This window comes from Micromonospora sp. DT68 (genome assembly GCF_049847245.1).
Lineage (GTDB): Bacteria > Actinomycetota > Actinomycetes > Mycobacteriales > Micromonosporaceae > Micromonospora > Micromonospora profundi.
Genome location: NZ_JBNCNZ010000017.1, coordinates 87,538 through 114,190 on the forward strand (window position 1 = coordinate 87,538; position 26,653 = coordinate 114,190).

At 71.7% G+C, this 26,653-nt stretch carries 28 protein-coding genes; 14 read left to right on the forward strand and 14 right to left on the reverse strand.

Annotated features, from left to right (window positions below):
* Window positions 1-128: 128 nt before the first annotated feature.
* Complete coding sequence (locus ACPXB1_RS25350) at window positions 129-1,184, reverse strand: helix-turn-helix domain-containing protein (RefSeq protein WP_355595612.1); 1,056 nt, start codon at window positions 1,182-1,184, stop codon at window positions 129-131.
* A 9-nt stretch (window positions 1,185-1,193) separates the two neighbouring features.
* Complete coding sequence (locus ACPXB1_RS25355; RefSeq protein WP_355595610.1) at window positions 1,194-1,955, reverse strand: TetR/AcrR family transcriptional regulator; 762 nt, start codon at window positions 1,953-1,955, stop codon at window positions 1,194-1,196.
* Between the two features lie 79 nt (window positions 1,956-2,034).
* Between ACPXB1_RS25355 and ACPXB1_RS25360 the strand changes: the two genes are divergently transcribed.
* Entirely contained in the window at window positions 2,035-3,627 is a 1,593-nt protein-coding gene (locus ACPXB1_RS25360) for an MFS transporter (protein WP_355595608.1), read from the forward strand.
* Here ACPXB1_RS25360 and ACPXB1_RS25365 read toward each other — a convergent pair.
* The 4 genes from ACPXB1_RS25365 to ACPXB1_RS25380 all read right to left on the reverse strand — a co-directional run bounded on the left by ACPXB1_RS25365 (window position 3,617) and on the right by ACPXB1_RS25380 (window position 7,050).
* Complete coding sequence (locus tag ACPXB1_RS25365; protein ID WP_355595606.1) at window positions 3,617-4,120, reverse strand: hypothetical protein; 504 nt, start codon at window positions 4,118-4,120, stop codon at window positions 3,617-3,619. The genes ACPXB1_RS25360 and ACPXB1_RS25365 overlap by 11 nt on opposite strands.
* Before the next feature lie 59 nt (window positions 4,121-4,179).
* A complete protein-coding gene (locus ACPXB1_RS25370; protein WP_425735889.1) occupies window positions 4,180-5,811 on the reverse strand; it encodes a RecQ family ATP-dependent DNA helicase in 1,632 nt (543 codons plus the stop codon).
* A 73-nt stretch (window positions 5,812-5,884) separates the two neighbouring features.
* Complete coding sequence (locus ACPXB1_RS25375; RefSeq protein ID WP_425735884.1) at window positions 5,885-6,835, reverse strand: TIGR03557 family F420-dependent LLM class oxidoreductase; 951 nt, start codon at window positions 6,833-6,835, stop codon at window positions 5,885-5,887.
* 89 nt (window positions 6,836-6,924) lie between these two features.
* Window positions 6,925-7,050, reverse strand: coding sequence for a hypothetical protein (locus tag ACPXB1_RS25380; protein WP_355595602.1), 126 nt, complete (start codon window positions 7,048-7,050; stop codon window positions 6,925-6,927).
* Between the two features lie 217 nt (window positions 7,051-7,267).
* Between ACPXB1_RS25380 and ACPXB1_RS25385 the strand changes: the two genes are divergently transcribed.
* Entirely contained in the window at window positions 7,268-8,761 is a 1,494-nt protein-coding gene (locus tag ACPXB1_RS25385) for a glycoside hydrolase family 3 protein (protein ID WP_425735885.1), read from the forward strand.
* A gap of 48 nt (window positions 8,762-8,809) precedes the next feature.
* On the opposite strand, the gene ACPXB1_RS25390 is transcribed toward ACPXB1_RS25385, so the two are convergent.
* Both ACPXB1_RS25390 and ACPXB1_RS25395 read right to left on the reverse strand, forming a co-directional pair.
* Window positions 8,810-9,097: a GNAT family N-acetyltransferase gene (locus ACPXB1_RS25390; protein WP_355595598.1), complete on the reverse strand. Its 288-nt coding sequence runs from the start codon at window positions 9,095-9,097 to the stop codon at window positions 8,810-8,812.
* A complete protein-coding gene (locus tag ACPXB1_RS25395) occupies window positions 9,094-10,323 on the reverse strand; it encodes a cysteine desulfurase-like protein (RefSeq protein ID WP_355630195.1) in 1,230 nt (409 codons plus the stop codon). The genes ACPXB1_RS25390 and ACPXB1_RS25395 overlap by 4 nt, the downstream gene beginning before the upstream one ends.
* Window positions 10,324-10,418: 95 nt before the next feature.
* On the opposite strand from ACPXB1_RS25395, the gene ACPXB1_RS25400 reads away from it, so the two are divergent.
* From ACPXB1_RS25400 to ACPXB1_RS25430, 7 genes are all read left to right on the forward strand, one after another.
* The gene (locus ACPXB1_RS25400; protein ID WP_355595594.1) at window positions 10,419-10,784 is read left to right on the forward strand and encodes a hypothetical protein; all 366 of its coding nucleotides are present in this window, start codon (window positions 10,419-10,421) and stop codon (window positions 10,782-10,784) included.
* A gap of 60 nt (window positions 10,785-10,844) precedes the next feature.
* Window positions 10,845-11,666 carry a DUF1206 domain-containing protein gene (locus ACPXB1_RS25405; RefSeq protein ID WP_355595592.1) on the forward strand — a complete coding sequence of 274 codons (822 nt, stop codon included), beginning with the start codon at window positions 10,845-10,847 and terminating at the stop codon, window positions 11,664-11,666.
* Between the two features lie 82 nt (window positions 11,667-11,748).
* Window positions 11,749-12,990 (forward strand): mechanosensitive ion channel family protein, encoded by a 1,242-nt coding sequence (locus ACPXB1_RS25410; RefSeq protein ID WP_355595590.1) that lies wholly within the window; start codon window positions 11,749-11,751, stop codon window positions 12,988-12,990.
* Window positions 12,991-13,279: 289 nt separating this feature from the next.
* Complete coding sequence (locus ACPXB1_RS25415; protein ID WP_355595588.1) at window positions 13,280-13,756, forward strand: phage holin family protein; 477 nt, start codon at window positions 13,280-13,282, stop codon at window positions 13,754-13,756.
* Window positions 13,753-14,127 carry a DUF3618 domain-containing protein gene (locus ACPXB1_RS25420; RefSeq protein ID WP_355595586.1) on the forward strand — a complete coding sequence of 125 codons (375 nt, stop codon included), beginning with the start codon at window positions 13,753-13,755 and terminating at the stop codon, window positions 14,125-14,127. Before ACPXB1_RS25415 ends, ACPXB1_RS25420 begins: the two co-directional genes overlap by 4 nt.
* A complete protein-coding gene (locus ACPXB1_RS25425; RefSeq protein WP_053653463.1) occupies window positions 14,124-14,396 on the forward strand; it encodes a DUF4235 domain-containing protein in 273 nt (90 codons plus the stop codon). The genes ACPXB1_RS25420 and ACPXB1_RS25425 overlap by 4 nt, the downstream gene beginning before the upstream one ends.
* 288 nt (window positions 14,397-14,684) lie before the next feature.
* On the forward strand, window positions 14,685-14,888 hold the full coding sequence (locus ACPXB1_RS25430; protein WP_011905669.1) for a cold-shock protein: 204 nt from the start codon (window positions 14,685-14,687) through the stop codon (window positions 14,886-14,888).
* Window positions 14,889-15,053: 165 nt separating this feature from the next.
* Here the strand turns inward: ACPXB1_RS25430 and ACPXB1_RS25435 are convergent, their stop codons facing one another.
* On the reverse strand, window positions 15,054-15,245 hold the full coding sequence (locus ACPXB1_RS25435) for a hypothetical protein (RefSeq protein ID WP_355595583.1): 192 nt from the start codon (window positions 15,243-15,245) through the stop codon (window positions 15,054-15,056).
* 94 nt (window positions 15,246-15,339) lie between these two features.
* Window positions 15,340-16,323 (reverse strand): aldo/keto reductase, encoded by a 984-nt coding sequence (locus ACPXB1_RS25440; protein WP_355595581.1) that lies wholly within the window; start codon window positions 16,321-16,323, stop codon window positions 15,340-15,342.
* Window positions 16,324-16,407: 84 nt separating this feature from the next.
* Between ACPXB1_RS25440 and ACPXB1_RS25445 the strand changes: the two genes are divergently transcribed.
* Entirely contained in the window at window positions 16,408-17,202 is a 795-nt protein-coding gene (locus ACPXB1_RS25445; protein WP_355630198.1) for a trans-aconitate 2-methyltransferase, read from the forward strand.
* Window positions 17,199-18,221, forward strand: a complete 1,023-nt coding sequence (locus tag ACPXB1_RS25450) for an adenosine deaminase (RefSeq protein ID WP_355595577.1) — start codon at window positions 17,199-17,201, stop codon at window positions 18,219-18,221. Before ACPXB1_RS25445 ends, ACPXB1_RS25450 begins: the two co-directional genes overlap by 4 nt.
* A gap of 268 nt (window positions 18,222-18,489) precedes the next feature.
* On the opposite strand, the gene ACPXB1_RS25455 is transcribed toward ACPXB1_RS25450, so the two are convergent.
* Window positions 18,490-19,893: an ATP-binding protein gene (locus ACPXB1_RS25455; RefSeq protein WP_425735886.1), complete on the reverse strand. Its 1,404-nt coding sequence runs from the start codon at window positions 19,891-19,893 to the stop codon at window positions 18,490-18,492.
* A 29-nt stretch (window positions 19,894-19,922) separates the two neighbouring features.
* Entirely contained in the window at window positions 19,923-20,612 is a 690-nt protein-coding gene (locus tag ACPXB1_RS25460) for a response regulator transcription factor (protein WP_355595573.1), read from the reverse strand.
* Between the two features lie 73 nt (window positions 20,613-20,685).
* On the opposite strand from ACPXB1_RS25460, the gene ACPXB1_RS25465 reads away from it, so the two are divergent.
* The gene (locus tag ACPXB1_RS25465) at window positions 20,686-21,606 is read left to right on the forward strand and encodes an ADP-ribosylglycohydrolase family protein (protein ID WP_355595571.1); all 921 of its coding nucleotides are present in this window, start codon (window positions 20,686-20,688) and stop codon (window positions 21,604-21,606) included.
* Between the two features lie 278 nt (window positions 21,607-21,884).
* Here ACPXB1_RS25465 and ACPXB1_RS25470 read toward each other — a convergent pair whose 3' ends face one another.
* Window positions 21,885-22,841: a YcnI family protein gene (locus tag ACPXB1_RS25470; protein ID WP_355595569.1), complete on the reverse strand. Its 957-nt coding sequence runs from the start codon at window positions 22,839-22,841 to the stop codon at window positions 21,885-21,887.
* A gap of 187 nt (window positions 22,842-23,028) precedes the next feature.
* Here ACPXB1_RS25470 and thrS point away from each other — a divergent pair, with 187 nt between their 5' ends.
* Window positions 23,029-25,038 (forward strand): threonine--tRNA ligase, encoded by a 2,010-nt coding sequence (gene thrS, locus ACPXB1_RS25475; RefSeq protein ID WP_355595567.1) that lies wholly within the window; start codon window positions 23,029-23,031, stop codon window positions 25,036-25,038.
* Window positions 25,039-25,233: 195 nt separating this feature from the next.
* On the opposite strand, the gene ACPXB1_RS25480 is transcribed toward thrS, so the two are convergent.
* On the reverse strand, window positions 25,234-25,962 hold the full coding sequence (locus ACPXB1_RS25480; protein WP_355595565.1) for a D-Ala-D-Ala carboxypeptidase family metallohydrolase: 729 nt from the start codon (window positions 25,960-25,962) through the stop codon (window positions 25,234-25,236).
* A gap of 177 nt (window positions 25,963-26,139) precedes the next feature.
* Here ACPXB1_RS25480 and ACPXB1_RS25485 point away from each other — a divergent pair, with 177 nt between their 5' ends.
* Window positions 26,140-26,652, forward strand: coding sequence for an HIT family protein (locus tag ACPXB1_RS25485; protein ID WP_355595765.1), 513 nt, complete (start codon window positions 26,140-26,142; stop codon window positions 26,650-26,652).
* Window position 26,653 lies beyond the last annotated feature (1 nt).

A 26,653-nucleotide genomic window follows, 5' to 3' on the forward strand; every position in this document is an offset into this window, starting at 1 on the left:
AGGGCCGGAGCGTCGGCTCGTGCCGCCGGAGGCCACACCGGGCGGCCGCCCGCCGCGCGTGGCGGCGGGCGCCTCGCCGCGGCCCCCGTTGGCGGTCGACCGGAAGCCCCTCCGCTGGGCGGTGGGCGTCAGGTCGGCTGCCGTGATTGAAAGTCTGCCAGGGGCAGGTTGTCAGTGGATGCCTGCCGATTGACGATCCGCGCCGGATCGGAGTGGGCCTCGCGGTACGCCTGCGGGCTCAGCCCGTGGGCGGCCCGGAACACCCGGCTGAAGTGGGCCTTGTCGGAGAATCCCCAGCGCGCGGCGATGGCCTGCACGGGCTGGGTGCGCAGCGTCGGGTCGGCGAGGTCACGCCGGCACCGCGCCAGCCGCAGGTCCCGGATGTACGACGCCACTGTGGACTCCTCACCTTCGAAGAGTCTGTGCAGGGAGCGCAGCGAGATGTGGTGGGCGTCCGCGACGACCTGCGGGGTGAGCGCCGGGCTGCCGAGGTGCCTGTGGACGTACGCCTGCACCTGTGTGACGAGCGCGCGTCGCCGGACCTCGGTGGGCACCGCGTCTTCGGCGACCAGGTGCCGTCCGAGCAGTGTGGTGGCCAGGTCCAGGCCCACCGTGCCGAGCCGGAGGGCGTCGGCGGCGTGGTACTGCTCAGGATGCCCGATGATCTGGAGCAGGAACTGCGCCAGCAGCGCCCCGATGCCCTCGCTGCCGGACATCCGGCCGCCGTAGAGGGTGGCGATCCGCTGCGGCGACAGCGGCAGCGCGGCGTGCGGGATCAGCATGATGGTCGAGTGGGCCCGGTCCCGTTCCGGTTCGTTCGCGTGGTGGCAGACGACGTGCGGGCGCGACGCGTCGTAGAAGGTGAACTCACCGGTCCGGATCTCGCTGTGGCGACCGTCCTGGCTGGAGGTACCGACGCCCTGGGTGGTGAGGGCGAGGACGTACAACTCCGGGTCGGAGCGCTGGATCAGCTTGCGGGTGCGGGTGGCGTCCAGCGACGGGTACCGGTATTCCACCAACTGGATCGGCCCGAGGTCGATGAAGTCGGCGCGGGCGGCGAAGTCGTCACTGTGCGCGGACTGGATCCGCAGTGGCGCCGAGGTGCGCGCGACCAGGTCGAGCCACATCCCGAACCGCTCTCCTGGCGGCAGCACTGTGGTGTCGACGGTGTCCCGGTGCAGCATCTGGCCTCCTTAGGCGGCTCGTCGGTGGACAAGGGCCTCGATGCCGTCGAGGATCCGGTCCAGGCCGAAGGCGAACTCGTCCGCCGGGTCGTCGGACTGGTCGAGAACCCCGGTGCGCAGCACCCGGTGCAGCGCGGGGAAGCGGACCGGGTCGATGAGGCGGCCCACCATCCGGCCGTACGCCGGCATCATCTCGTCCGGCTTGACGCCTGCTGCCCGGCTGCCCTCGGCGATCTGGTTGGTGAGGGTTGCCTCGGTGCGGACGTACCCGGTGATCAGCAGGAGCACCGACATCTTCTCGCCCTCGGGCAGCGGGGTGTCGTCGAGGCAGCGCAGCCCGGCCTCCAGCCAGCCGAGTTGCCGCGGCGTTATCGGCGGGCCGGTGATCGGCACGTGCAGCAGCCAGGGGCGCTGCCGCAGGACAGCGTGTTCGGCCCAGGCCCAGCGGGTGAGGCCGGCACGCCAGTCGTGCTGGGGCGCGGCCGGCTCGGGTGCCGGGCCGTACCCGAGGTCGACCATGAGCAGGAGCAGTTCGTCCTTCGAGGCGATGTGCCGGTAGAGGGCCATGGTGCCGGCGCCCAGTTCCTTCGCCACTCTGCTCATCGAGACGGCAGCCAACCCGTCGGCGTCGGCCACCCGCACGGCGGCCTCCACGATGCCGGGGACGCTCAGCCCCGGCCGGGGGCCTCTGGGTGGCCGCTCGCGCAGGCCCCACGCGCTCTCGATGGCCGGGGGGATCACCGGGCCGTTCACGCCGTCTTTCGCCGTCACCTGTCCTCCTTGCCTCGCCATCCTAGTTCTGCGTATGGTCCACGCATAAATGCGTATGCCATACGCAGAAGGAGTTCGCATGACGACGACAACCCCGGCACTCCGCGCCGGCCGGCGGGAATGGATCGGGTTCGCGGTGCTGATGCTGCCGCTGCTCCTGGTCTCGATGGACGTGTCGGTGCTCTACTTCGCCGTCCCGTTCATAAGCGAGGAGCTGCGCCCCACCGCCACCCAACAGCTCTGGATCTTCGACATCTACGGCTTCGTGCTGGCCGGGCTGCTGATCTCCATGGGCGCCCTCGGCGACCGGATCGGCAGACGCCGACTGCTGCTTATCGGCGCCACCGCGTTCGGCGCGGCGTCCCTGCTGGCCGCGTACGCCGACAGCGCCGCCACCTTGATCGCCGCGCGTGCCGTACTCGGCGTCGGCGGGGCCACCCTGATGCCGTCCACGCTCGCCCTGGTGCGCAACATGTTCCACGACGCCCGCCAGCGCGGCACCGCGATCGGCATCTGGACCGCCACGCTCACCGGCGGCATCGCCCTCGGCCCGGTGCTCAGCGGCGTCCTGCTGGAACACTTCTGGTGGGGCTCCGTCTTCCTGATCAACATTCCGGCGATGCTCCTGCTGCTGGTGTTCGCCCCGGCTCTGGTGCCCGAGTCCCGCAACCCGGGCGCCGGCCGGTTCGACGGGGTCGGCGCGGTGCTGTCGCTCGCCGCGCTGCTGCCGGTGATCTACGGCATCAAGGAGATGGCCCGCGACGGCGTGACCGCCGCACGGGCGCTGGCCATCGTCGCCGGACTGCTCGTCGCCGCGCTCTTCGTGCACCGGCAACGCACACGGGCGTACCCGATGATCGACCTGGCCCTGTTTCGCCGGCCCGGCTTCGCCGGGTCGTTAGCGGTCAACCTGCTGGCGATGTTCGCCATCGTCGGCTTCGCCGTCTTCACCACCCAGCACCTGCAACTGGTGCTCGGCCTGAGCCCTCTGCGGGCGGCGCTGTGGAGCCTCGTGCCGTCACTCGCCGTGGGTGGGGTCGCCCCGGCCGCCGCCGTGCTGGCCCGGCGCGTCGAACGGGCGTACCTGATCGGTGCCGGCTTCGGCATCGCGATGCTCGGCTTCGTGGTGCTGGCCCGGGTGACGCCCGAGACACCGCTGTGGCTGCTGCTGCTCGGTGCCAGCGTCTACGCCGGCGGCTTGGTGATGGTGATGTCACTCGTCACCGAGCTGGTCCTGGGCGCTGCGCCGCCCGAGCAGGCCGGCGTCGCCTCCGCGCTTACCGAGTCCAGCAGCGAGTTGGGCGGCGCGCTGGGAATGGCGATCCTGGGCAGCGCGGGCGCGGCCATCTACCGCCGGAAGGTCCTCGACGACCTGCCGGCCGGGCTGCCGGCGGACGCCCGGGACGCGGCCGGGGAGACCCTGGCAGGTGCGCTGGCGGTGGCGCGAGGGCTGCCGGCGGAGTTGGGCGAGGCGGTGCGGCACGCGGCCCGGTTCGCGTTCACCGACGGTCTGCATCTCGCAGCGATCGTCGCCCTGGCGGCGATGCTGCTGGGCGCCGTGACGGCGTTGGCGGCATTGCGGGGCATCCGACCCGTGGATCCCGCGGCGGTGCCCGACGACGTGCCGGCCGCGCCGGCCGGCACGTCGCCTGACGCGTCGATCAGTCGTTGAGCACGTGCGCGAGCCGGTCGCGGAAGCGCCGCTCCGAGTCGCTGACCGCCTCGCCGCCGAGGCCGAGCAGCCCGCCGCTGGACGCGGCGCCGACCACCTGCTCGGCGATCTTGACCAGCCAGTGCTTGTACGCCCCGGCCTCACCCTCGTCGACCCGGGCGGCCAGCAACGCGGACGCCTCGCCGGCGCGCACCAGCACGTCGTCGATCATCGCGCGCGGGTCGGCCGGCGCGATGACCGGCAGTTCCTCACCGCTCTCCGGGTCGCCGACCCGGGTCACGATCTCGCCGGCCACGGCGGCGACCAGCGGGCTGGCCGACTCCCGGCCGGCGGCGATGGTCTCCAGTCCTGCCGCGTTCTCCGCCATGGTCCGGCGGGTGCCGTCGGACTCGGCGGCGCTCGCCGCGGTCAACACCGACTGAGGCAGGCCGACAAGCAGCCCCCACTCCCCGTCGGAGAAACCGAAACCGGTGTACGCCGGCTGCTCGATCACGGCAACGCCCCTTCCGCCCTGCTCTGCTCTGCTCTGGTCAATCGGTTGGCCGGGTCAGGCTAGTCCAGCGTCAGCAGACCCTGCTCGGACACCACGCGCACCGACAGCGTCTTGTACCCGACCTCATCGAAGAGAACCGTCATCTTGTCCTCCTCGTAGGAGAGCACCATGCCGCGCCCCCACTCCGGGTGACGCACCTGGCTGTGCACCGGGAAGGGCCCCACCGCGCCCTGGTCGGCCGTGCTGGTGCCGTTGTGGCAGTTGTCGCAGTGCGCGCAGACCTTCGTCATCTGCTCGCCGAAGTAGGCGAGCAGCGTCTGCCCCCGGCAGGCGGTGGTCTCGGCGAAGGCCCGCATCATGTCGGTGCGGGACCGGGTGACGGTCTGCTGCCGCTCGGCCTCGGCAAGCGCCGCCGCCGCCGCGTCCACCGGAGCAGGGGCGTAGCGAGGTGCGCCGATGCGTTGGCGGGCGCGCGGCTCGGCGGCGCCGACCTGCTCCAACAGGGAGAGGTACTGGCCAAGCTTGCGCGGCCCGAGGCCGCTGACCTCGCGCAGTTCGGTCTTGGTGGCCGGCTTGCGGCGCAGCAGCGCGGCCAGGTCCCGCAGCTCGTTCTCGTCCGGCAGGCCACCGCTGAAGAACCGTTGCAGACCGACATCCTCGGCCTGCCAGAGCAGCAGCACCCGGGCCGGCTGCCCGTCACGCCCGGCACGGCCGATCTCCTGGAAGTAGCTGTCCGGCGAGTCGGGCAGTGCCATGTGCACCACCCAGGCGATGTTCGGCTTGTCGATGCCCATGCCGAACGCCGAGGTGGCCACCATGATCGGCACCTCGTCGGCGAGGAAGGCCTCGTGCAGCTCGTTGCGCGCGCCGGCCGCCATTCCACCGTGGTAGAACTGCGCCGGGAAGCCGGCGTCCGTCAACCGGGTGGCCAACTCCTCGGCCGAGCGGCGCGTCGGCACGTAGATGATCCCGGGTCGCTCGTCGTCCTGGAGCAACGTGATCAGCCGCCGCCACCGGTAGTCCTCGGTGGGGCAGTGCGCCACCTCCAGGAACAGGTTGGGCCTGTCCAACCCGGACACCACGACCTCCGGCTCGCGCAGCCGAAGCCGGGCGATGATGTCGTCGCGTACCGGCGGGGAGGCAGTGGCTGTCAACGCGACAACCGGGGGACGGCCGATGCCCTCGATGAGGTGACCGAGCGCCAGGTAGTCAGGGCGGAAGTCGTGCCCCCACGCCGAGATGCAGTGCGCCTCGTCGATCGCCACCAGCGCCGGCTTGAGCGCGGCGACCTCGGCCATCCGGTCCGGGTTGCTCAACTGCTCAGGGGTGATGAACAGGAACTCCGCCCGGCCCTCGCGGATCTCGGTGATCGCCTCGGCCTGCTGGGCGGCCGACTCGTTCGAGCTGATCCGCACCGCCCGCAGCTCGGGGCGCTGGCGCTCGTTGAGAGCCGCGATCTGGTCCTGTTGCAGCGCCAGCAGCGGGGAGATCACCACTGTCGGCCCAGGGATCAGGCTCGCCGGGATCTGGTAGATGGCCGACTTGCCAGCGCCGGTGGGCAACACCACCAGAGCGTCACGTCGCTTCATGACCGCGCGCATGGCGGCCAACTGGTTGGGCCGTAGCGCGGTCCAGCCGAAGAGGCTCCGCGCCGCGCGGCGCAACGTCATCGAGTGCGTGGACAGTTTCATCGAGGGCCGGAGGTACCCGAGCCCATGACCGTCGAAACCCTGTTCGACGATCATGGGCTCGCTGGTGCTGGACTCAGCGCAGGCGGGGCAGGACCTCGCGCTGGTACAGGTCGAAAAGCCCTTGGAAGTGCGGGCCGGTGTTTGCCAGGTACACCTCGTCGAAGCCGGCCTTGGCGTACTTGTCGATCATCTCCAGGTGCGCCTCGGCGTTGTTGCCGCAGACGAACGCGTCCTTGACCATCTCCGGCGTGACAAGCTCCGAGGCCTGCTCGAAGTGGCGGGGCGAGGGCAGCACCTGGGACAGCTCACCGGGCACCCCCGCGTTGGGCCACCGCTTGTACGCGATGCGCAGGCCCTCCTCCTCGCTGGCCGCGTACGCCGCCTTGAACCCGGCCTGGCACGGCTTGTCGCCGCCGCCGTTTTCGCGGAAGCGCCGGACCATGTCGCCGTCGGGCATCGTGCTCACGTAGCCGTCGCCGATGCGGGCGGCCAGGTCGATGGCCTTCGGGCCGAACCCCGAGACGTAGATCGGCGGGGGAGTGTCGGGAAGCGTGTAGATGCGGGCGTGCTCGACTGTGTAGTGCTTGCCGTGGTGGTTGACGAAGCCGCCCTCCCACAGCTTCCGGAGCACCTCGACGGCCTCCTCCAGCATCTCCAGCCGGACGTCGGCCTGCGGCCAGGCGTCGCCGAAGATGTGCTCGTTGAGTGCCTCACCGGTGCCGACGCCGAGCACGAACCGCCCGCCGTGCAGCACCGCGCTTGTCGCCGCCGCCTGGGCGATGACGGCGGGGTGGATCCGCACGGTCGGGCAGGTCACCGCCGTGGTGACAGGCAGCGAGCAGACCTGGCTGAGCGCGCCGATCATCGACCAGACGAACGGGCTCTGGCCCTGGGCGTCCACCCACGGGTGGTAGTGGTCGGAGATCCACAGCGCCTCGAAGCCGGCTTCCTCGGCACCGCGCGCCTGCGCCAGCAACTCGGCGGGCGTGTACTCCTCACTGGACAAAAAGTAACCGATCTTCATGGCTTTCCCTCCGGCACGCGAGCCTGCTGATGGGGAGAGCCGTACCCCGGTCGCCGCCGGTCACACCGGGGCGGGTCGGAGGGCCGCGTTCAGCGCTTACCGAACATCGCCCGGATCGCGGCGAGCAGCAGCAGGGCGCCGACCACCAGGCCGAGCAGGCGTACGCCGGGGATGTCGGCAGGGCTCGTCGCGTCGGCCAGGAGAACGGGTTCCATCCCCGCACTCTCCCCGGGGGACCTGCCGCCGGGCAACTGTAAGGTTTATTGACTATTCAATCGCTCGGTGTGACCATGGCAGCACCGCCTGCCCGTGGCGGTGCGCCTACGGCGCGCGAAGAGATGGGGTACGGGGCCGCATGAGCGAGCGCAACCAGCGGGTCGACGCAACCGCGCCGGCACCGGCGACCGACGCCGACCGCCACGAGGGGGCGGCGTGACCGCGCCGACCGGGCACCTGTCGGAGCTCGCCGCAGGCGTCCTGCAACCCGGGTTCGTCGGCACCACCCCACCACAGTGGGTGTGCCGCTGGCTCGGCGAAGGGCTCGGCTCGGTGGTGCTCTTCGCCCGCAACGTCGTCGACACCGCCCAGGTGGCGACCCTGACCGCGACGCTTCGCGCCGAGCGGCCGGACGTCATCGTGGCGATCGACGAGGAGGCCGGCGACGTCACCCGGATCGAGTCGGCGCGGGGCAGTTCCCGGCCTGGCAACTTCGCCCTCGGCGCTGTGGACGACCCGCAGTTGACCGAGGCGGTCGCCCGGGACCTCGGCATCGAACTGGCGGCAGCAGGCATCACCCTCGACTACGCCCCGGACGCCGACGTCAACTCCAACCCGGAGAACCCGGTGATCGGCGTCCGCTCGTTCGGGGCCGACCCGCAGTTGGTGGCCCGGCACACCGCCGCCTGGGTACGCGGCCTCCAGTCCGGTGGCGTCGCCGGCTGTGCCAAACACTTCCCCGGGCACGGCGACACCCGGGTCGACTCCCACCACGACCTGCCCCGCATCACCGCCGACCGGGAACGGCTGGACGCCTGCGAATTGGCGCCGTTCCGGGCCGCCATCGCCGCCGGAGTGCAGGCGGTGATGACCGGCCACCTGCTGGTGCCCGCACTCGACGAGGAGCTTCCGGCCACGCTGAGCCACCGCATCCTGGGCGGCCTGCTCCGCGACGAGCTGGGCTTCTCCGGCGTGGTGGTGACCGACGCGGTGGAGATGCGCGCCGTCGCCGACCGCTACGGCTTCGCCGGGGCTGCGGTCCGGGCACTCGCCGCCGGTGCCGACGCGATCTGTATCGGCGGCGAACGGGCCGACGAGCAGGCCGCCCGCGAACTGCGCGACGCCATCGTGGCAGCGGTCGTCTCCGGCGAACTGCCCGAAGAGCGCCTCGCCGAAGCGGCCAAACGGGTCGGACAACTCGCGGCCTGGACCGTCGCCGCCCGCAACGCCCGCAACGCCGCACCGCGCGGCGGCAGCGACGTCGGGCTGGTCGCCGCCCGCCGAGCCGTACGCGTCACCACCGCGCCGGCAGGCCGGGAAACGCTGCCGCTGACCCGCGCAGCGTACGTGGTCGAGTTCGAGGCGCCCCGCAACATCGCCATCGGAGCGGAGACACCGTGGGGCATCGGCGAGCCGCTCGGCGACATGCTGCCCGGCACGACGACGGTCCGCTACGGCGAGCCCGACGTACCTGCCGACCCGGGCGTCGCGGCCGGCGACCGCCCGCTGGTGCTCGTGGTCCGCGACCTGCACCGGCACGAGTGGATGCGCGCCGCCGTGCACCGGGCGCTGGCCGCCCGGCCCGACGGGATCGTGGTCGAGCTGGGCGTGCCCGAACTGGTCGCCGGGGCGGTGCACCTGGCCACCCACAGCGGCACCCAGGCCAGCGGGCAGGCCGCCGCCGAGACGCTTACCGGCCGCCTCCGCTGACCCCATCCGCGCACCGAGGCCGTCAGCTCACGGCTGGCGGCCCCGGGGTCACGGCGCTTCGACGACCAGGTCGGCGTACTCGGGGTGCTTGTCGATGAACGCGGCCACGAACGGGCACTGCGGCACCAACCGGCCGCCCCGGGCGCGGACCTGGTCCAGCGTGCCCCGGATCAGCGCGCCACCGACGCCCTTGCCCTGGAAGGCCCGGTCCACCTCGGTGTGCGTGAAGACCAGCACCTCCCCGCGCGGTACGTACGCTGTGAAACCGGCCAGCGCGTCGTCGACCAGGATCTCGAAACGGTTCTTGGCGGGGTTGTCCTCGACGAGGGTGCTCACCTGGCCATTCTCTCCCCGTCGGCGGCCACCGCATCCAGTTCGGTGAGCAACCGGTCCACCTCGTCGGCAGTGTTGTAGTGGTAGATGCTGGCCCGCACCGCGCCACCGCTGTCACGCAGCCCCATCGTCTGGAAGTACTCGTAGGCGTAGTAGTCACCCGACGACAGGCAGAACCCGGCGGCCCCCAGCGCCTCCTGGGTGGCCACCGGCGACATCCCGGCGACCCGGAAGGAGATCGTCGGGCAGCGCCGGGCCGGTGACCCGTACACGGTGACGGCCGGCCGCTCGGCGAGCCCGGCCAGCAGCCGGTCCAGCAGGGCCGCCTCGTGCGCCTGCGCGGCGGTCAGCCCGGCACGCAGCCGCGCCCGCCGGTCCCCGACCGCGTCCGGGTCCAGCCCGGCCAGGTGATCCACAGCTGCTGTCACGCCGGCCAGCAGCGCGAAGCTCGGGGTGCCGTACTCGAAGCGATCCGGTACCGCGTCGGGCGACGGGATCAGCTTCGCCGGACGCAGCGCCGCCAGCCGGGCCGGGTCGGCAGCCACCATCGCGGCCAGGTGCGGCCCGGACCACTTGTAGGCGCTGGTGACGAGCACGTCGGCGCCGAGCGATGCCAGGTCGGTCGGCCCGTGCGGCACCGCGTGCACCCCGTCGACGTAGACGAGCGCGCCGACCGCGTGCGCCACCTTGGCGATCGCCGGCACGTCCGGCACGGTGCCGATGGCGTTGCTGCCCCCGGTCACCGCCACCACCCGCGTCCGCTCACCCACGAGATCGGCGTACTGCCCGACGGGCAGCTCACCGGTGGCCCGGTCGAACTCGGCCCAGCGCACCGTGGCGCCGGCCGCCTCGGCGGCCTGCACCCACGGGCGCACGTTCGCGTCGTGGTCGAGCCGCGAGACCACCACCTCGTCGCCCGGCCGCCAGCCCGCGCCGAGCGTCCGGGCCAGGGTGTACGTCAGCGCTGTGGCGCTCGGACCGAGCACCACCCCTGCCGGGTCGGCGCCGAGCAGGTCGGCCACCGCCGAGCGGGCGGCGGCCACCATCTCCAGGGAACGGCGGCCCGGTACGAACGCGGCGCTGCGGTTGCCGAGGGCCGTACGCATGGCGTCGGTGACCGCGTCGATCACGCCGACCGCTGTCTGCGTGCCTCCGGCCCCATCGAAGTGGACGAAGCCCTCGGCCAGGGCGGGATATGCGGCCCGGGTGCGGGCGATGTCGAAGGCCATGCCGGGACCCTAGCCGGTGCGCTCGCGCCGCCGGTCAGCCACCGTGTTGATCGACGGAGGAGGTGGCCTCGCGGCGGTCTCGTACGCTTGGCGGCGTGACGAACAGACCCGCCACCAAACCGATTCCTCCCGTCCGCCGCGCCGCCGGCCTGTTCGCCGGTCTGGCGCTCGGCCTCGCCGTGCTGGCTGGCTGCAGCTCGCAGGGCGCCTCCACCGACTGCGGGCTGGACGCCTGCACTGTCACCTTCGAGCGAGGTGTCGAGGCGAGCGCCACGATCCTGGGCGTCGAGGCCAAACTGGTCGGCGCCGAAGGAGACCAGGTGACCATCGAGGTCGCCGGCGAGCAGCTCACCCTCACCACCGGCCAGCAGGCCACCGAGGCCGGTGGCTTCGCTGTCACGCTGGACAGCGTCACTGACCAGCAGGTCAAGATTCGCGTTTCGCGTAACCCGGGCAACTGACCTGGGGCGGGCGGCGGTGGCCGACGTTTGAGAATCTTCCCAATCGGAGATTGTGGCGCCATGTCACTTACTCGTAACGCCGAAGCCACCGCCTCCCGCACGGCGGACAGCAGGTGGCTGGAACTGCTAGCCCGTGCCGGTTTCATCGGCTACGGCATCGTGCACCTGCTCTTCGCCTGGCTGGCGTTGCAGATCGCATTCGGCTCGCCCTCCGAGGACGGAGACCAGTCCGGTGCGCTGCGGACGCTTGCCCAGCAGCCGCTGGGCAAGTTCCTCGTCATCGCCATCGCTGTCGGTCTGCTCGCCATGGCGATCTGGCAGGCGCTGGAGGCGGCGGTCGGGCACCGCGCCGAGCGGGGCAAGGAACGGGTCATGGAACGGGTCGCCTCGGTCGGGCGGACCATCGTCTACCTCTACTTCGCCTGGACCGCGTTCAAGGTCTTCTCCGACGCCGACTCGAACAGCGCCGACAACCAGGAGGCCCTGACCGGTCAGCTGATGACCTCCACCGGTGGTCGCTGGCTCGTCGGTCTGGCCGGGCTGGGTCTCGCCGCGCTCGGTGTCGGCCTGGTGATCTACGGCATCCGCAAGAAGTTCGAGAAGCACCTGAAGACCGGCGAGATGAGCCCGAAGACCCGGCAGTTGGCCCGCCGCCTCGGCATGGCCGGGTACGTCGCCAAGGGCACCGCGTTCGGCATCTCCGGCCTGCTGATCATCGTTGCGGCGGTGAACTACGACCCGGAGAAGGCACGCGGTCTGGACGCCGCGCTGCACACGCTGCGCGAGCAGTCCTACGGCACGTTCCTGCTGGCCCTCGTCGCTCTCGGCATCGCCGCCTTCGGCATCTACTGCTTCCTCCAGTCCCGGTACCGCAAGGTCTGAGCTGGCCGATCCCGGGGGCGCCGGGCACTATTGGGCTTTTGCCCGAGATCCGTCCCCCTGGTCGAAGGGAAGCACCACACCCGTGCAGAGTTATCTCGTAACGGCCGTCGCCGCGCTCGCCGCGGCGGCGGTCGCTCTCTTCCTGGCCGCTGTCACCCACCGCCTCACCCGGCGGTTCGGTCGCCGGTCGCTGCTGCTGACCGAGCTGACCGACCACGCGCACCGCCCGTTCCAGGTCGCGGTGACCGTCCTGGCCGTGCAACTCGGCGTTCGGTTCAGCACCGGGTACGCGATCGGCACCCCCTGGCGCAAGGTACTGCTGCACCTGCTTGTGCTCTGCGCCATCGCCAGCGCGGCCTGGCTCGTGGCGTCGCTGCTGGTGGTCGTGGAGGACACCGCGCTGGCCCGGTTCCGGGTCGACGTACCCGACAACCGGCACGCCCGACGGGTACGTACCCAGGTGGTGATGCTGCGCCGGCTGACCATCGCGGTGATCGTCATCCTGACCGTCGGCGTCATGCTGATGACCTTCCCGAGCGTGCGCGGCATCGGCGCCGGCGTGCTGACGTCCGCTGGTGTCGTCGGTGTGGTCGCCGCGCTTGCCGCGCAGAGCCTGCTCGGCAACGTCTTCGCCGGCCTGCAACTCGCGTTCAGCGACGCGGTCCGCCTCGACGACGTGGTGGTCGTCGAGGGGGAGTGGGGTCGGATCGAGGAGCTGACCCTCAGCTACGTGGTGGTCCAGATCTGGGACGACCGGCGGCTGATCCTGCCCACCTCGTACTTCACGAGCAAGCCATTCCAGAACTGGACGCGGACCGAGGCGGCGGTGCTCGGCACCGCCGAGTTCGACGTGGACTGGGCGGTGCCGGTGCAGGTCATGCGCGAGGAACTGCGCCGCCTGGCCGAGGGCACCGAGCTGTGGGACGGCCGGGTCTGCGTCCTTCAGGTCACCGACGCCACCGGCGGGACCGTGCGGCTACGCGCGCTGGTAAGCGCCGCCGACGCGGGCAGCCTGTGGGACCTGCGCTGCCTGGTCCGCGAACACATGGTGGCCTGGGTCCGCGACAACCGCCCCACCGCCATGCCCCGGATGCGTACCGAGTTGGGCGATGCCACAAGCAACCTTCCCTGGCAGTGGGTGCAGCCTCGCCGCCCGGCCCGCCGTCCGAGCGACACCGAGGTCCCCGACGACGCGCGGGTCTTCGGCGGCAGCGACGACGGCGAAGCCCGCAGCGAAGCTTTCATCGGCCCAGATGAAACCCAAACCGCACCCGCAGCCCTCGCCCAGCCCCCGTCCACCGTCCCCGTCCCCCCGACCCGATGATCATGAGGTTGGCGGGGCCCGACCAGCCCTGCTGATCCGCCAACCTCATGATCAACAGGCCCCGGGGTGGGTGGGGAGGCCGGCGGGCGGGGTGGAGTGGGGTGAGGTGGGAGGTTTGGTTGGGCTTGGGGCGGGGATCTGCTGCCGGGTGTCTTTCCCGGTCCGGGTTGCGCGGCGGATTGGCGGCGTGGCTACCGGACAACGCGGACAGCTACTCGCTCGGTGCGCTCTAGGATTGACGAGCGGCAACTCCGGGCATACAGCGCGGTGATGAGGAAAGGAGGACAGCATGGCTGACGTGACGAATTCCCGCACGTCCCGCAATGGGAGTGAGCCCTCCACCGCCGAGTTGGTGCAACGGGCCACCGAACAGGTTTCCCGCCTGGTGCGGGACGAACTGGCGCTGGCCCGGGCGGAGTTGACCCAGAAGGGCAAGCACGCCGGCATCGGGATCGGTCTGTTCGGCGGCGGGGGCGCACTGGCGTTCTACGGGCTGGGCGCGTTGGTCGTCACGGCGATCCTGCTGCTCGACCTGGTGCTGCCCGCCTGGGCTGCCGCGCTGATCGTGGCGGTGGCGCTCTTCCTGGTGGCCGGCATCCTTGCCCTGGTCGGCAAGAAGCAGGTCAGCCGTGCGGTCCCGCCGGTGCCGGCGGCCACGGTCCGCAGCCTCCGGGCTGACGTGGACACCGTCACCGCCGCAGTGAAGGACGGACGAGCCGCGGTGCGGGACAAGGGTGCCGCGGTGACGGACAGGGGACGGGCATGACGGGCAACGGGACGGGCGACACCGAGGCGCTCCGTGAGGAGATCCGCCGCACCCGGGTCGAGCTGGGCGAGACGATGGAGGCGCTGGCCGCCAAGGCGGACGTCAAGGCCCGCCTGAAGGAGTCCGCCGACCAGGCACGGGCGCGCATGCGCGAGCAGGCGGCGCAGACCGTGGCCCGGGTCCGCGGGCAGGCCGCGCGCGGCGCCGAGGTGGCCCGCGCGCAGGCGTACGACAAGGGTGGGCTGGTGCGCGCACAGGCGCACGAGAAGGGCGAGTTGGTTCGGCGCAACCCGGTGCCGTGGGCGGCGATCGCCGCCGGCGCGGTGGTCACCGTGGTCGTGCTGATGATCGTGCGGGGGAGGCGTAGGTGAGCAAGAGCATCGGCAGGACCGCGTACCGGCCGGTCGGCGTGCTGTTGGGAATCGCGGCGGGCACGGTGGCCGGCGCGATCTTCCGGCAGGTCTGGAAGGTCACGGCGGGCGACGGTGAGGCGCCCAATGCGACCGACGAGGACCGTCGCTGGGGCGAGATCCTGGCCGCCGCGGCGTTGCAGGGGGCCATCTTCGCTGTCGTCCGGGCCGCAGTGGACCGGGGCGGGGCGGTGGGCGTCCGCCGCATGACCGGCCACTGGCCGGACTGACGGCGTATGACTCGAAGGCCTCCTTTCCGCAACAGCGGGAAGGGGGCCTTTCGCATACCTTGGCGGACCGCCCAGCGATGTCAGGCATCCGTCAGGTCACATGTCGGAGAAATTCGTCGGACAGGTCGTGCAGACTTTTTGCGTACGTGATTTGCTGTTCCACGCTGTTGCGAGATGGCGTGGGTTGAGAGAAGTCTCCTTCGTGGGGGCCGCCTCAGACGCCGCTGCTCGAAAACGGCCAATCGGCCGCACGGCGTGCACGGCCGCCAGTTTTAGAAGGAGATACACATGGCGCAGGGAACCGTGAAGTGGTTCAACGCTGACAAGGGCTTCGGCTTCATCACCGTCGACGGCGGGGGTGCTGACGTGTTCGTCCACTTCTCGGCCATCCAGACCAGCGGCTACCGCACGCTGGAGGAGAACCAGCGGGTGGAGTTCGAGATCGCTCAGGGTCAGAAGGGCCCGCAGGCCGAGCAGGTCCGTCCGCTCTGACAAAACTGGTCGGCCCCCACCGGCCAGTAAGACGATCCGACCAGGGGTAGTTGGGAAGCCCCGCATCCTGCCCGGGATGCGGGGCTTCCACGCCAGAGGCGACCGGCCGACCACCGGGCCAGCCGGTGGCCGCGCACCACGCGACACTGTGGACGGCGGTGCGGGTCAGCGGCGCCGGGAGCGCAGACCCCACCAGAGCGTCGCCAGCCCGAGCACGGCCACGATCGGCCCGAGTACGGCCCAGAGCGGCTCGTCGGTCATCACGCTGCCGCCGACGTACCCGAGGCCCTGCACCGTCCACAGGGCACCGACCACAAGCGCGAGCAGGCCGAGGGTGAGTGTCAGCCAGCCCCTCATCGTGCTCCCTCCACACCGGATCCGGCCGTACGCGGCTGGGACGCCTCAGCCTGGCCGTTCGAGCCGGACGGCGCGGGCATCCCCGGTGCGCGGATCACCACCGGTCGTGCACCTGCGGGCGGATCAGCTCGTCGTAGACCTCGCGTACCCCGGCCAGTTGCGCGTCCGTGAGGGCCGGCAGGTCGGCGGCGGCGGCGTTGCGCCGGGCCTGCTCGGCGTCGCGGGCACCGGGGATGACGACTGTGACGCCGGCCTGGTCGAGCACCCAACGCAGCGCGAACTGCGCCATCGTGCGGTCGGAGTCGACGAGAGGCGCGAGCCGGCGGACCGCGGCCAGGCCCTGCGCGTAGTCGACGCCGGAGAACGTCTCGCCGACGTCGAACGCCGCGCCGTGCCGGTTGAAGTTGCGGTGGTCGTCGGCCGGGAACTCGGTGTTCTCGTCGTACCGGCCGGAGAGCAGGCCGCTGGCCAGTGGCACCCGGGCGATGATGCCGACCCCGGCCTGCGCCGCCGCCGGAAGCACCTGCTCCAGCGGCTTGTGCCGAACCGCGTTCAGGATGATCTGGACGCTCGCCACGCCGGGCCGGGCGATGGCCGTGAGCGCCTGGTCGCAGGTCTCCACGCTGACGCCGTACCCGGCGATTGCCTTCTCGGCGACGAGGGTGTCCAGGGCGTCGAAGACCGCGTCGTCGGCGAAGACGGCGGTGGGCGGGCAGTGCAGCTGGACCAGGTCCAGGGTGTCCATGCCGAGGTTGGCCCGGGACCTGTCGGTCCACTGCCGGAAGTTGGCGAGGGTGTACGCCTCCGGGCGCTGCTCGACCCGGCGGCCCATCTTGGTGGCCACTGTCAGGCCGGCGTCGGGACGGGAGCGCAGGAAGCGGCCGATGAGCTGCTCGCTGCGGCCGTCGCCGTACACGTCGGCGGTGTCCAGGAAGGTGACCCCGGCGTCGACGGCGGCGGTCAGCACCGCCGTGGCGTCGGCCTCGCTGACGGTGCCCCAGTCGGCGCCGAGTTGCCAGGCACCCAGGCCGACCACTCCGACGGTCCGGCCGAGCCGGTTGAAGCTGCGCTGTTCCATGCCCCGAGCCTAGTGATCGGGTTGCCGGCCTGCCACGCGAGTCATATCGTCAAACAAGACGGACGTACGGTTTGGGAGGCTGCGATGTGGGATCCGACGACGTACCTGCGCTATGGCGACGAGCGCTCCCGGCCGTTTCACGACCTGGTGGCCCGGGTCGGGGCGACCCGACCCCGCGCGGTGGTCGACCTCGGTTGCGGCCCCGGCCAGCTCACCGCGACCCTCGCCGAGCGGTGGCCCACCGCCCGGGTCCTCGGGCTCGACTCCGCACCCGAGATGATCGACCAGGCCAAAGCCCTGCCGACGCCCGTCGAGTACACCGTGGCCGACCTGCGCGACTGGCGGCCGACAGGCGACGAGGACGTGGTCGTCACCAACGCGGCGTTGCAGTGGGTGCCCGGCCACCAGGAGCTGCTGCGACGGTGGGCCGCCGACCTGCCGGCCGGTGCCTGGCTCGCCATGCAGGTCCCCGGCAACTTCGACGCGCCGTCGCACCGGGCGCTGCGCGAGGTCGCCAACCGGCAGGTGTGGCAGGCCGCGCTGGCCCCGCTGCTGCGCGCCGACCCGGTCGACGACCCTGCCGACTACGCGCAGCTGCTGACCGCCGTCGGATGCGCCGTGGACGCCTGGGAAACTACCTACGTGCATCTGTTGCCGGCCGGACCCGCCGCCGACCACCCGGTGCTGGCCTGGATGGAAGGCACCGCGCTACGCCCGGTCCGGGCCGCGCTGGACGCCGCCGGCTGGTCGGCCTTCCGGGCCGAACTGGGGGTACGGCTCGCCGCCGCGTACCCGGTGCGGCAGGGTCAGGTGTACTTCCCGTTCCGTCGTGTCTTCGTCGTCGCCCGCACCGGCGACCGTGCCCAGGAGAATCCGTGACCGACCTGTCCACCTTCATCGCCGGCCTGCCCAAGGTGGAGCTGCACGTGCACCACGTCGGCTCCGCCTCGCCCCGGATCGTCGCCGAGCTGGCCGCCCGGCACGAGGGACGCACGCCGGTGCCGGCCGACCCCGAGGCGCTCGCCGACTACTTCGAGTTCCGTGACTTCGCGCACTTCATCGAGGTCTACCTGAGCGTCGTCGACCTCATCCGCGACCCGGAGGACGTCTGGATCCTCACCCACGAGGTGGCCCGGGAGTTGGCCCGCCAGCAGGTCCGGTACGCCGAGCTGACCATCACCCCCTACTCGCACGTGAGCAGGGGCATCCCCGCGCCCGCGTTCTGCGAGGCGATCGAGGACGCCCGTAAACGCGCCGCCGCCGACTTCGGCCTCGACCTGCGCTGGTGCTTCGACATCCCCGGTGAGGCAGGCTTGCCCGCCGCCGAGGAGACGCTGCGCATCGCGCTCGACCAGCGCCCCGACGGGCTGATCAGCTTCGGGCTGGGCGGCCCGGAGATCGGCGTACCCCGGCCGCAGTTCCGGCCCTTCTTCGACCAGGCCCGCGCCGCCGGGCTCCGCTCGGTGCCGCACGCCGGCGAGACCACCGGCCCGCAGACGGTCTGGGACGCGCTGCGCGAGCTGGGCGCCGAGCGGATCGGGCACGGCATCTCCGCCGCACAGGACCCGGAACTGCTCACGTACCTGGCCGAGCGGCAGATCGGGATGGAGATCTGCCCGACGTCCAACGTACGGACCCGGGCCGTGGGGAACCTCGACGAGCACCCGCTACCCCGGCTGGTCGAGGCCGGACTGCTCGTCACGATCAACTCCGACGACCCGCCGATGTTCGGCACCACCCTCAACGACGAGTACGCGGTGGCGGCCCGTCTGCTCGCGGCGGGCCCGCGAGAGGTGGCCGGGCTGGCCCGCAACGCGGTGACCGCGTCGTTCCTCGACCCCGCCGGCAAGCAGCGGATCCTCGCCGAGATCGACGCCCACCTCGCCGCCGCGAGCTGAGCCCACTGGGCGCGGGCCGAGCGGGCGTTCGCGGCGGGGGAGCAGGGCGCGCGGCGGGAGCGTGGGGTGTGGGGGGACCTGGACTCCCGCCGCGCGCGCGGCTCCACCGGCCCGTGGGTGCGCTGCGCGCTGACCGGTGGAACTGGTGGGTTCGTTTACCGATCCTGGCAGCCCGCGACCGCTCCATCACGCTCGTTAATTGCGATCTAAGGAAGACTTGCGCCAGCGCACAGCCCGCGCCCGTCAGCCGCCCTCGGGAGGGCGCCGATCAGGTGTCGGTGGGGCGCTGCCGAGGCCAGCGCCGGCCGCTCGTCTTCGGGTCCCGGGCGTCCCGCGCCATCCGCCCGACCAGGCCGAACCGGTTGACCTGACGGGGCGTCGCCTCCGGGTCGGCGAGCAACATCACCACGCTGGCGCCGCCCAGCCGAGCCCGGTCGATGCTCACCGACCCGTTGGCCTGCAACGACACACGCTTGGCGATATCCAGGCCGAGCCCTGTCGAGCCCTGGTCGCTGGTGCCCCGGCGTAGCGCCCGGTCCGGGTCGGGGATGCCGGGGCCCGCGTCGTCGACCCGGATCGCCACGTACCCGTCGCGGCGGGACACGGCAACCTCGAACGCCGTCCCCTGCGGGGTGTAGCGGAAGACGTTGCCGATCACCGCGTCGAGGGCGGCGGCCAACTCGGAGCGCGGCACCGGAGCGGGAATGCGCAGCTGAGCGCCGATCACCCGGTGCGGGCGGTTCTGGTCGCCGGCCAGCGCGGCCCAGAAGACCATCCGGTCCCGGACCACCTCGCTGACGTCACACATCGCAGGCCCGGCCTCGTGCGCCACCGCCTTGCGGGTGGTCTTGATCAGCACGTCGATCTCACCCTCAAGGGTGACGATCGCCTGCCGGATCCGCCGGATGCCCCGCAGCCGGTCCAGCTCCGCCTGACTGAACGAACCCACGCTCGTGTCGTCGGACTCCAACGCCTCGGCGTCCAGCCGGAGCACTGTCAACGGCGTACGCAGCCGGTGCGACAGGTCCGCCACCAACTCCCGCTCGTCGGTACGCGCCGCGTCCAGCCGATCGGCCATCCGGTTGAACGCGTACCCGGCCTCGGCCAGCTCGCGGGGGCCGGTCGGCTCCACGCGTACGCCCAGGTCGCCGTCGCCGATCGAGAGCGCCGCCTTGACCAGACCCCGTGTGGAGTCCACCGCGCGGGCGGCGACCCGGTCGACAACAAGCACCGCCGCGCCGACCATCGCCGCGCCGACGGCGAACAGCAGCAACCACGTGCCGCCGGCACCCTCGCCCAGCCGGGAATCCGGTACGAAAACCTCGACCACCGCCGTCTGGTCGCCCAGGACCACCGGGTCGAGGCGGACCACCCCGCCGTCGACGTCAGCGACAAGCGAGCGCAGGTCGGCGCGGGCCTGCGCCAGGTCGCTGCCGCTGGCCCGGCCGTCGGACTCGTCCAACCCGAGCCCGTGCACCACCGGGCGCGTCGGCGCGCCCTCGGCGCTGGCCACCACTGCCCGCTCGACCACCGCCGGGTCGGTGCTCACCGCCAGCGCCCCGGTCACCAGCGCGCTGCGGCGGGCCGCGTCGGCGATCGCCTCCTCGCGGGTCTGCTCACGCAGGCTCAACCCCAGGGGAACCAGGAAGACGAGCGCGACGAGGCTGCACATGCCGGCCGTGAGGAGGGCCAGCGCCGTCCTCAGTCCGGTGCCACCAGCCGGAACCCGACCCCCCGCACGGTGCGCAGGTAGCGCGGCTTCGCCGCGGACTCGCCCATCTTTCGGCGAAGCCAGTACAGGTGAACGTCGATGGTCTGATCCTCGCCGACCGATGGCTGCCGCCATACCTCCTCCAAGAGTTCGCGGCGGGACACTACCCGCCCGGGTCGTGCGGCGAGATAGGCCAGCAGGTCGAATTCCTTGCGGGTCAGCGCCAGCGGCTCCCCGTCGAGGACGGCGCTGCGCTCACCGACGTCCACCCGCAGCCCGCCCACCGTGTGCACCGCAGGCTGCACCGTGCGGCTGGCCCGCCCGGCCCGACGCAGCACCGTGGTGATCCGGGCATCCAGGTGCGCGCCGGTGAAAGGCTTCACCATGTAGTCGTCGGCACCGGCGCGCAGCAGCTTGACCACCGACTGCTCGTCGTCGCGAGCGGTGGCGATGATGATCGGGATGTCGGTGATGCCCCGCAGCATCCGCAACGCGTCCGAGCCGTCCAGGTCGGGCAGGCCGAGGTCCAGGACGACCAGGTCAGGTGTCTCCGCGGCGACCCGGCGCAGCGCGTCCAGCGCGGTGCCCACGGCGTGCACCGCGTGCCCCCGGTCAGCGAGGGACCGCAGCATCGCGCCGCGTACGACGTGATCGTCTTCGACCAGGAGTACGGAGGCCACGACAAGACCGTACTTTGCCTGGCAAGTTGATCGCGTTGCGACGTACCTGGGAACGGGGCAAGCTGGTACAACGATGTCCTTCACCCTGTTTGCCGACGCCCGCCTGGCGCTCGCCCGGGACAGCCTCGCCGGCCTCTCCACCGGCGACGCGCTCGGCGCGCAGTTCTTCCTGTCGGGGCCGGCGCTGGAGCAGCTCACCGAGGCGACCCTGCCGCCGGCGCCATGGGAGTGGACCGACGACACCGAGATGGCCTGCTCGGTGGTCGCCGAGCTGGCCGCGTCCGGCAGCATCGACAGGGACCGACTGGCACTGGCGTTCGCCGAGCGCTGCGCCGCACAGCGGGGCTACGGCCCCGGCGCGATGATGATCCTGCGGTTGATCCGCACCGGCACCCCGTGGCCGGTGGCCGCCGCCTCCGCCTTCGACGGGCAGGGCTCCTGCGGCAATGGTGCGGCCATGCGGGTCGGCCCGCTCGGCGCGTACTTCGCCGACTCCACGGCCCGTGCCGCAGCGCAGGCCCGCGCCTCGGCCGAGGTGACCCACGCGCACTCCGAGGGGATCGCCGGCGCGGTCGCCGTGGCCGTCGCCGCCGCGCTCGCCGCCCGAGCCCGCCTCGACGGCCATCGGCCCGCACCGGACCGGCTGCTCGCCGGCATCGCCGCCGCCATCGACCCGGGCACCGAGGTGCACCGCTGTGTGCAGCGGGCCATCGGGCTGCTCGGCCGGCCGCTGCCCCGGGTGGTGGCGGCGCTCGGCAACGGCTCGCGCGTGACCGCCCAGGACACCGTCGGGTTCACCCTCTGGGTCGCGGCCACGTACCTCGACGACTACCCGGCGGCGATCCGGGTCTGCGTTCAGGCCGGCGGGGACGTCGACACCACCGCCGCCATCGCAGGCGCGGTCGTCGCCGCGTACACCGGTGTCGGCACGCCCGGGGGAGTGCCCAAGGCCTGGCTGGCGGCGCGCGAGCCGCTGCCCCACTGGCTGCCCTGACCGCCAAGCTGGGAGTGCTCTAACTGGCGGGCGTCGTGACCGCGTGGGCGTCGTGACCGTGGGGCGTCGTGACCGTGGGGCGTCGTGACCGCTTGGTTGCCTGGCCTCACAGGCTGCGCTCGACAGCCCGCCGGGGGGTCACGTCACCTTTGCTCTGCTTCAACCTACGCAACACAAAGGCCCTCAAACTGTTGCGCGGGTTGAAGCAGAGCAAAGGACGCATGGGGGCCCCGGGGTTCGCTCGCTCGGGCCGAGGGAAGGCCTGCCGGTGAGCTGCGTCAGCTGCTGCGGGCGGGAGTTGCTGCCGAGGCCAGTTCTGCGGCGGCCGGCCCCGTGGACGAGGCCGGGCTGTCGGGCGGCGTAGCTGCCGGCACCGATTCGGCCTCCGCCGCGTCGGTCACCTCGGCCAGCGCCGCGCGTTCGGCCGGGTCGCGGCGGCGCAACCGGCTGACCAGCCAGCCGATCGCCGCGCCGCCACCCAGCCCTGCCAACAGACCGGCAGCCAACATGGCGTCGGCGCTGCCAGACTCCCCACCCGCGGCGTCCGCCCCGGCCACCGCCGCGCCGTCACGACCAGTGCCGCCGTCACGACCAGCGCCGCCGACGCTGCCGCCGTCCGCGTCGGCTCCCGGGCCGGATGCCGCGCCGGCTGCCGGAGCGCCGTGGCCGCCATGCCCGGCGGGTCCGCCCGCGCCTGCCGCCGCGGGCAGGAGGGTGAGCACCGGGGCCGGGTGCGGGCCGTCCGTGCCCGTCCAGCGGATGACCGTGCCATCGGCGTACGTCTGGACGACCTCGAAGGTGAGCCGCTCGGTCTGCGGCAACGGCCCCATGGACAGAGCCAGGCGGGCCGGGCCAGGCGCGCTCGCGCCGACACGGACCCAGGTCACCGCGGTGGTCACGCTCGTCACCCCGGGGGCGTGCATACCGGCGACCGGCTTGTCGAGAGTACGGGAGCTGATCTTGGGAGCCCAGCCGTCGACAGACATCGGGTAGACCTCCGCCACCGGTGCGTCGGCTGGCAACCGGACCTCCACCTGGCGGGTGGTGGTGCCGGCCCGGTCCTCGGGCACGTTGAACTCCAGCCGTACCGCGTCACCCTGCCGGGCCTGGGTCGGAGTGGTCGTCACATCCGCCGCGTACGCCGCCGTGCCGGACCAGAGCAGCAGCCCGGTGGCGGACAGCGCGGTCACCGCCGCGATCCGCCGCAGGCGGCCACCGCCGTACGTGCTCGCCATCTCGTGCCCCCATCCGTGTCGACGCGACCGGCACCGGTTCCGGCCACACCTGATAGTTCGGCTGCCAGGCGCGAAAGGTTCAATGCCTGCCGTTCACACGGTGCCCTTCCCTGCCGGGGGTGGGTCGACCGATAGCATCGGCAGGAGCCGAGGACGGCCCCGTTTCGTACCACCTGAAGGAGTCACCGTGTCCGCACCCCGTACCCCCGCCGTGGCCGACCCTGTCGTCGTCGCCGCCGGGACGACGGCGGCCGACGCGGTGGCCGCGGCCGGACTGCCCGCGAACGGCCCCAAGGCGATCGTCGTGGTCCGCGACCCGCAGGGCCAGCTCCGCGACCTGGACTGGGCGCCGGCCGAGGAGACCGTCGTCGAGCCGGTCAGCCTGGACTCGCCCGACGGACTCAACGTCCTGCGCCACTCCACCGCCCACGTGCTCGCCCAGGCCGTGCAGGATGTCTTCCCCGAGGCCAAGCTCGGCATCGGCCCGCCGATCGAGAACGGCTTCTACTACGACTTCGACGTCGACAAGCCGTTCCAGCCCGACGACCTCAGCAAGCTCGAAAAGCGCATGCAGGAGATCATCAAGTCCGGGCAGCGGTTCCGCCGTCGTCGCTTCGGCAGCCTTGAGGAGGCTCGCGCCGAGCTGGCCGAGGAGCCGTTCAAGCTGGAGCTGATCGACGTCAAGGGCGAGGGTCTGGACACGGCCGAGGTGATGGAGGTCGGCGGCGGCGAGCTGACCATCTACGACAACCTCGACGCCAAGGAGGACAAGGTCTGCTGGTCGGACCTGTGCCGGGGCCCGCACCTGCCCACCACCCGACTGATCGGCGCGTTCAAGCTGATGCGCTCCGCCGCCGCGTACTGGCGCGGCTCGGAGAAGAACCCCCAACTGCAACGGGTGTACGGCACCGCGTGGCCGACCCGCGACGAGCTGAAGGCGTACCTGAAGCTGTTGGAGGAGGCCGCCCGGCGCGACCACCGCAAGCTCGGCGCGGACCTGGACCTGTTCAGTTTCCCCGACGAGATCGGCTCCGGCCTGGCGGTCTTCCACCCCAAGGGCGGCATCATCCGCCGCGAGATGGAGCAGTACTCGCGGCGGCGGCACGAGGAGGCGGGGTACGAGTTCGTCAACACCCCGCACATCTCCAAGGCGCAGCTCTTCCAGACCTCCGGGCACCTGCCGTACTACGCGGACACGATGTTCCCGCCCATGCAGCTCGAAGGCGCGGACTACTACCTCAAGGCCATGAACTGCCCGATGCACAACCTGATCTTCAGGTCGCGTGGGCGTTCGTACCGTGAGCTGCCGTTGCGGATGTTCGAGTTCGGCACTGTCTACCGGTACGAGAAGTCCGGCGTCGTGCACGGCCTGACCCGGGTCCGCGGCCTCACCCAGGACGACTCGCACATCTACTGCACCCGTGAGCAGATGGCCGGGGAGCTGTCCACGCTTCTCAGCTTCGTGTTGGACCTGCTGCGTGACTACGGGCTCGACGACTTCTACCTGGAGCTGTCGACCCGGGACGACTCGCCCAAGTTCATCGGCGCCGACGAGGACTGGGCGGAGGCGACCGAGGCGCTGCGCACCGCCGCCGAGACCTCGGGCCTGGAGTTGGTGCCCGACCCGGGCGGCGCGGCGTTCTACGGGCCGAAGATCTCCGTGCAGGCGCGGGACGCGATCGGCCGGACGTGGCAGATGTCCACGATCCAGGTCGACTTCAACCAGCCGGAGCGGTTCGGGCTTGAGTACCAGGCCGCCGACGGCACCCGGCAGCGGCCCGTGATGATCCACCGTGCGCTGTTCGGCTCGATCGAGCGGTTCTTCGGTGTGCTCACCGAGCACTACGCGGGGGCGTTCCCGGCCTGGCTGGCGCCCGTGCAGGTGGTCGGCATCCCGATCCGCGAGGACCACACCGACTACCTGCACGGCTTCGTCGCCGCACTGCGCGCCGAGGGCATCCGGGCGCAGGTGGACGCGGGTGACGACCGGATGCAGAAGAAGATCCGCACCGCGCAGCAGCAGAAGATCCCGTTCATGGTCATCGCCGGTGACGACGACGTGGCCGCCGGAACGGTGTCGTTCCGCTACCGCGACGGCTCCCAGCGCAACGGTGTGCCGATCGCCGAGGCGGTGACCCACGTCCTGGACGTGGTGAGCTCCCGCACGAACATCGGCCCGTCCGCCGCCGCCGAATAGCGCCGCCCGCGCCTGCCCTGCCCGCTCGTCGCACCCGCCCTGCCGCGGGAACGTCCGTCGCGGGCGGCGTGATCGCGCTCGATCCAGGATGTAGTGGCCTCCCAGCATGGGGAGGCCACTACATCCATGTTCGAGCACGATCATGCCCCGAGGGCGCGGTGCGGCACGGGACGGCGTTGCCCGGCGGGGTCGCTGTCAGATGCCGCAGTTCGGCGCTGACCAGCCGCCTACCGCCGCCACGTGGGTGTGGTCGTTGTGGTCCGGGTAGCCGGGGCCGAGAATCTGCCCGAACCCGTGGTAGCGGGCCTGCTGGGCCAGCCGGCAGAACGACGGCGACCCCACCAGGTCCACTCCGTCGCCGTACAGGTGCCTGCTGTTCGACGCCCCGCCGACCGCGTTGTTGCAGGCGGTGCTGCGGAAACCACTGCTGATGGCGATGGATACGTCCCCGAGGGCGTGCCGCAGGGCCTGGAGCTTCCACATCGAGACGAGCGCGTTGAACCGCGCGGTGCTCGCCGCGACCGCGCCACCGGACCAGGTGCTGTTGCAGTTGTTCAGTTCGGCGTAGCTGAAGTTGGCCGGCGTGCAGTCGTCGTCCTGCAGCGCGTAGAGCCGGTTGAAGGTCTGCGGGCCGGCCACCCCGTCGGCGGACAGCCCGTACGCCTGCTGGAAGCGGATCACCGCAGAGCGGGTGGCGGGGCCGTACGAGCCGTCGATGGTGAGTACGGCGGCGTAGCCGGGGTAACCGGCGACCCGGATCTGGAGTTGGCGGACGTCTTCGCCGGACATCCCCTGGGAGAGGGCGCGACCCCAGGTGTAGCAGCCGTCCGCCTGTGCCGCGCCGGCGGTGAGGGTGACGCCGGCCACCGTGGTGGCGGCGGTCAGCGCCAGTGCCGCGAGGATCCTGCCGAGCCGTTGGATCATGTATCTCTCCATCGCTGAATGTAACTGCATGAATGCATGGAAGTTTCAGGTATTGATGTCGATCCGTCAACAACTTGCAGCAAGTGGGCTTCCTGGCGATGGGTGTCGCGGCTGGACCGCGCGGCTCCGTAGGATCGGCTCGTGACAGGGGCGGAACGGCACACGGACAGCGTTGGCATGGCGGACGGCCTGGAGCGGCTCTGGACGCCGCACCGGATGACCTACATCTCCGGCGAGGACCGCCCCGCCGAGGGCTACGAGAAGCCGACCGGCTGCCCGTTCTGCCTGGCCCCGGGGCTACCGCCGGAGGAGAGCCTCGTGGTGGCCCGGGGCGAGCGCGTCTTCGTGGTGCTCAACCTCTACCCGTACAACCCGGGGCACCTGCTGATCTGCCCCTACCGGCACGTCGCCGACTACACCGACCTGGACGTGCCGGAGACCATCGAGCTGGCGTCGTACACCCAGACCGCCATGCGGGTGATCCGCAAGGTGAGCAACGCGCACGGCTTCAACCTGGGGATGAACCAGGGCGGCGTGGCCGGCGCCGGCATCGCTGCCCACCTGCATCAGCACGTGGTGCCCCGCTGGGGTGGCGACGCGAACTTCATGCCGGTGATCGGCCGCACGAAGGTCCTGCCGCAACTGCTCGGCGACACCCGCGAACTGCTCAGCCGCGCCTGGCCGTCCTGAC